Below are 5,250 nucleotides of genomic sequence, written 5' to 3'. Positions count from 1 at the left end.
GTAGCCATCCATGCCCGGCATCTGGATGTCCATCAGCACGACGTCGACATCGTTGCCGTGGCGATCGATGTATTCGATCGCCGCGACGCCACTCTCGACGCTGGTGGCCTGAGCACCCAGACGCTCCAGCGATGCGACGGCGACGATACGATTGACTTCGTTGTCTTCAACCAGCAGCACACGCACGCCCTCGAGGCTTCGTGTCGGGGCTGTGTCCACCGCGGCGTTGACTCTGCCCGGGCTGGCCAGATCGCCGGCAGGCAAGGACAGTTCGGCCCAAAACAGGCTGCCCGCGCCGAGCGTCGATTCAACACCAATCGTCCCGTCCATCATTTCCACCAACCGGCGACACAGCGCCAAGCCGAGGCCCGTGCCGCCATAGCGGCGGGTGGTGGAACTGTCGGCCTGGGCGAAGGGCTGGAACAATCGCTTGCGGGTGGGCTCATCGATACCCACACCGCTGTCGCTCACTTCGATTCGAACGCGGCCCGGCGACGGCGCACTGAGCCGCACCGCGACCGAGCCACGCACGGTGAACTTGATGGCATTGGCGACGAAGTTCGTGATGATCTGTCGCACGCGCAGTGGATCGCCCACCAGGACGGCCGGAACTTCCGGCTCGGTCTTGACCGAGAAAGCGTGCCCCTTCTCGATTGCCATGTCGCCTTGCATACGTTCCACGCGCGCGAGCTCTTGCCGCGGATCGAACTCGATCCGCTCCAGCTGCAGCGCGCCCGATTCGATCTTGGATACATCCAGGATGTCGGCGATGATCTCCAGCAAGGTCTGCGATGCGGCGTGGATCTTGCCGAGGTAGTCGTCGCGTACGGCCGGTGTGATGAACGCATCGCGGGCCAAGACGCTGAGGCCGACGATCGCGTTGAGCGGCGTGCGGATTTCGTGGCTCATGTTGGCCACGAAATCGGTCTTCGACCGATTGGCGCTCTCGGCGAGTTGCCGCGCCAGTTCGATTTCTCGATATCGCTCGGCCAGCTCACGCCCGTACCTGGCGGCCTGCAGTGCCGAAAGGGTGAACATGACCGTTGCCAAGCCGCCCACCGTCAGTGCGGCTGCCACCGCGGTGTAGTCGATGTCGCGCCAGCGGATCGCGCGCTGCACGTCCAGTTTGAGTTGCAGCCCACCTGCCCCGACCGGCAGGCTGCGCGTCAGCATGCCTTCGATCGATCCGTCGCGCCAATTGCGTGATCGCATGACCTCGTTGGTCTGGGTCGAGCCGGGACTGTCCATCACCAATCTGAGGCCGAGCGACTCGGTGCGTGCGGCCACCGGCAACAGTCCATCGCCCCGAATTCGCAGTGCCACCAATCCGTTCGCGCTTCGTCGCCGGTCGGCGAGTTTGTCAGGTACTCCCTTGCCGGCGTAGACCGCCTTGAAAAGCCAAAAGCCAAGCCACCGGCCATCGAGCAGCAGCGGTCTGCCGGACGTAGCGACACCGGAATCGATTGCCGACCCTACTGCGGCGGAAAGGTCCGGATCGGACCCCACGTCGAAACCGATCATGACAGCCGTGGACGGTTCGAAGGGCTCCTGGAACAGGATCGTGAAGTAGGTCGATCGGTCCGGTGCAGGTCGATAGCCGCTTGCGTGCCGCTCGTTGATCGAGAAGGTCGAGAACCCGGTGCGGCGGCGCTCCCGTTCGAAGTCAGGCCGTTCTGCGTTCGTCACCATGGGCAGGAACGCCGACGACAGGATGAACGGATGACGCTGCAGCACGTCGTCCGAAAAGACCCGGAACTGATCAGCATCGACGTTGGTGGCCGAGTTGACGAGGGTCGCCAGCCCCACGATGACGGCATCCGCCGTGTTGAGCCGGCCGATCAGATCGTCGCGTATCAACCCGGCTTCGATCGCGAATTCGGATTCCTGCTGGTCGCGCGCCTTGTTCCAGGCCAGCGAGGCCAGCGCCGCCGTCAAGACCAGACCGGACACCAGCAGCGCCAGTGGCAGGTGGCCAGACAGCGGCCAGCGCATTTTCACGGTTCGACCTTGACGGCCTTGCGTGTGATTTCACTCGACAAACGGTGGCCAGACGGTCCGAGCAGGCGCGGATTGATGAACATGTCCCAGCGTCGATTGGCGACGATCGGAATGCTGCGTGGCGAGACACCGTCGAGGATCATCAGCGCCACTTTCGCCGCCCACTCGCCCTGTTCATCGGCAATCTTCGACATCGTGAGCATCGCATAGGGCGCCATCCACTCGAGGTAGGCGACGGTGAACTTGCCACCATGGCGCAAGACGAACGCTCGTGCCTGTTCGCCGCTCCAATCCTTGATCCCGGCGTAGTTGCCGATGATGATGAAGTCGGCCTCTTTCTGGGCCGCCAGGAAACCCTGTTCCCAGGCTGCCATGGTGGTGACCGCTGTGTGCGCGATCGATATGCCCGCCGCGCCGTATTTGTCGCGGCTCATCTCGAATTCCTTGGTCTGTGTCATCTCGGCAGCCGAGAGAAAGACACCGCGGCGGGCATTGTTCACCACCGCCCTAACTTCACGCAGCAGCGGCTCGATCGGGCCGACCTCGATCATTCCGGTGGCGTTGTCGTAGGGGTAGCCATAGGGCTCGACGGTCCAGTTGACACCGCAGAAAACGACCGGCACCTTGGCATTGCGCAGGTACGGCAGCACCAGGTACTTGGAGGCATTGTCGTCGGCCGCGATCACCACGTCCGGCTGCCAAGCGTCGATCAGCGCCTTGGCTTCGAGGCCCTTGGCGCGGGCAAAGTCGGCGTCGAGATTGCGCTTGCCATCCATGTAGAACCGTTTTTGTTCGCACCGCCCCTTGAGGATCGGATCCATGCCGCGCTCGAGGCCGTCGTTCCACTCGTAGCCCGAGTGGTAGGACGAGACGTAAAGGCAGCGGGCGGCGTCGCTTGGCACTGCGGCGAGCAGCGCCGCGAACGCCAGCAAAATTCGCCAGGTTGTCGATGTCATGGCGTCCAACCTTTGCATGATGAGCGTTTGGTGCGAGCCGAGGCAAGTCGTTCGCGGCCGCGGCAACCACAGGAGGCGGATGCCGCTGTGCGCCAAGTCTTCGGTCCGATCTGACGTGACTGAAGTTTAGGACTGCCTGCGCGCGGGGTCATCCGTGCGCAAGAAGTCACCACTGAGGCAGCAAGCGCAATGCCGGGCCCCGCAGCGTGGCGTTGTACCGGATCGACGCCCTCGGCGCGCGCGGGTTGGCCCGCAAGCAGCCGCGGGTCGATTGCCCTTCAGCCGCGCAGCCGCGCAGCCGCGCAGGCCGAAACCGTTCGGCAGCGGGCAGTCCAGGGTAGGCAATACAGGGGGAGTCGGCGCCTGGTTGCGCGACGCACAGGGCAATCTGGTCATTCACGAAGCGGTACACGACGGCCACGCCGTGCGCCGCTACCGGCCGCGCAGCGTAGGCTTGTTCGCACCCATCGAGCGCTGGTCGCGCCTTGGCGACCCGGCAGACCTTCGTTGGCGCTCCATCTCCAGGGCCAACGTCCTCACGCTACGAGGCCGAAGAGGGTGCCGCAGTCGACCTGGGCCTGGCCAGAGAACGAAACCATGGTTCGCTCGACGACCCCGGCCGTCGGGCGAACCGATATCTGAAACGGATCCACTACGGCAACCGCACGCCGTTGCTGGACAACGCGGGCCGACGGCCCGGTTCCCCCAACGACTAACAACTTTGATCTGATCGAGCCTGTGATGCCCGATGCTGGTGCGCTGCGGTGTCTGTTGCCTCCTTACTGGGCGGGTTGGGTGACCGCGTTCATTTGGAGAGTGACTGCAGTTTGTGCGTACAGCCTGCTATTGGCCGATGCGCCGGTGTTCATGGCGACCAGCGTTTTGCCCAGCATGACGCCCTCGAAGTGAGCCGTCGTGCCGATGGTTGCAGCGCCAGCGACCTGCCAAAAAATGTTCTTGGCCAGCGCGCCGCCGGCCAGCGTCACCCGCGCACCGTTCGCCTGGTCAAAGGTTCCCGCCACCTGGAAAATCCAGACGTCGTTTGGACCACCCGAAAGCGTAACGTCCGTGGTAATCATGAGGCCGGTGCCCCATTTGTAGAGGCCAGGTTTGAGGGTCAAGCCACCCACCTCGCCGGCACCGAGCTCCGTGAAATCGGGCGACACGCGGCCTTCAGCATCCAGGTAGGCGGTTTGCATGTCCAGCACCGCCGCGGTCAGGGTGGTGGCATCATTGATCGCACAGGGAAGTGGGCCCGCTGCATCGACGACGAAAACTCTTCCTGTCACTTCGCCGCACGAGAGCAGCAGCGCAGCACCGGTGATGGGGCTGGTTCCAACATCGCCCGTAATGGCGGATGCATAAACGTCGGTGATGCCGGTCTTGCTCAGAATTGTGAAAGTACCGGCCGACCTCAGGTTGACCGGCGCAGGGCCAGCGCCTCCCATACCAGGCGACGAAAGTCGTTGCGCCTTTGATGCTTCAGCGGTTGCAATCTCTCCACCGCCGCATGCGGCCAGCATGGCGGCCAATAGTGAGGCCATAACCCATGGCTGCGCGTGGGAATATCGTTCGAACTTGGTCATTGTTTGTCTCCTGTTGAATGGATGAAATAGCACCGATGTGTGATCGACCGCCCCGTGTCGACTCAAGCATTGATGTTCTGCACCGATCACTTTCGCGTAGTGCATACGTTGCAAAGTACTTGCTTGTCAGCGGCGGCATTTAGACCTGGGACAGGCTTATGCCGCGTAAAGTTGTCACAGACGCAAGCAATTGAATCAAAACCATGGACCACGGTATCTAATAGCCGCGAGCAGGGGCGAATGTAATCCACCCAACATAACATCATCGCTTATACGCGAGTGAGGGGTGCGGCTTGATCGGATTAGCCGGCCGAGGTCGCGTTCGCCCGCGTACGAATCGCTGCGTGTTTGCTGCTAGTTGTACGAGCACGTCGCGCAGGTGGGCCACCCAGTCGCCGATGATCAGGACCAGGCGCGGGAATGCTCGCTGCAACAACGCTGCGGCGTAGGAGCGATTGCACTTGAGTGATCCGGCGGCCAGATCGTGCTGCGCGGCGGCTGCGGCACACAGCAGCGAGGCGAGGTTGTCGGCGAGGATCTTCGCTGCTACGTCGATGATCAGCGCCTGCTGACCTTGCCCCCGAAAAACGTACCCCTTGCTGAGTGTTTCAATGCAAGCAAGGAGAACGGAAATGACCAAGACGGTACGAGCCAGCTACACGCTGGAGTTCAAGCATGAAGCGGTGCGGCTTGTGACAGGCGGACAGAGC

The 5,250-nt window shown here is 62.8% G+C and carries 5 protein-coding genes; 1 reads left to right on the top strand and 4 read right to left on the bottom strand.

All coding sequences use genetic code 11. From position 1 onward, the window contains the following. Positions 1-1,992, bottom strand: a 1,992-nt coding sequence (locus tag RMO57_RS18830; protein ID WP_310389268.1) for an ATP-binding protein, incomplete at its 3' end; no start/stop codon positions are given. A gap of 2 nt (positions 1,993-1,994) precedes the next feature. Continuing rightward, positions 1,995-2,954, bottom strand: a complete 960-nt coding sequence (locus tag RMO57_RS18825) for a hypothetical protein (protein WP_310389267.1) — start codon at positions 2,952-2,954, stop codon at positions 1,995-1,997. Positions 2,955-3,108: 154 nt separating this feature from the next. Here RMO57_RS18825 and RMO57_RS22045 point away from each other — a divergent pair, with 154 nt between their 5' ends. Continuing rightward, complete coding sequence (locus RMO57_RS22045; protein WP_414896455.1) at positions 3,109-3,684, top strand: SpvB/TcaC N-terminal domain-containing protein; 576 nt, start codon at positions 3,109-3,111, stop codon at positions 3,682-3,684. Positions 3,685-3,733: 49 nt separating this feature from the next. Here the strand turns inward: RMO57_RS22045 and RMO57_RS18820 are convergent, their stop codons facing one another. Together RMO57_RS18820 and RMO57_RS18815 are read right to left on the bottom strand one after the other, a co-directional pair. Then, positions 3,734-4,540, bottom strand: a complete 807-nt coding sequence (locus tag RMO57_RS18820; RefSeq protein ID WP_310389265.1) for an ice-binding family protein — start codon at positions 4,538-4,540, stop codon at positions 3,734-3,736. Positions 4,541-4,802: 262 nt separating this feature from the next. Next, positions 4,803-5,180: a hypothetical protein gene (locus RMO57_RS18815; protein WP_310389270.1), complete on the bottom strand. Its 378-nt coding sequence runs from the start codon at positions 5,178-5,180 to the stop codon at positions 4,803-4,805. Between the last annotated feature and the right edge of the window lie 70 nt (positions 5,181-5,250).

This window comes from Roseateles sp. (assembly GCF_031397715.1).
In the GTDB taxonomy this organism is placed as follows: Bacteria; Pseudomonadota; Gammaproteobacteria; order Burkholderiales; family Burkholderiaceae_C; genus Paucibacter_A.
Note: the sequence above shows the minus strand (reverse complement) of the source record. Positions and strands in the feature narration are given on the sequence as shown.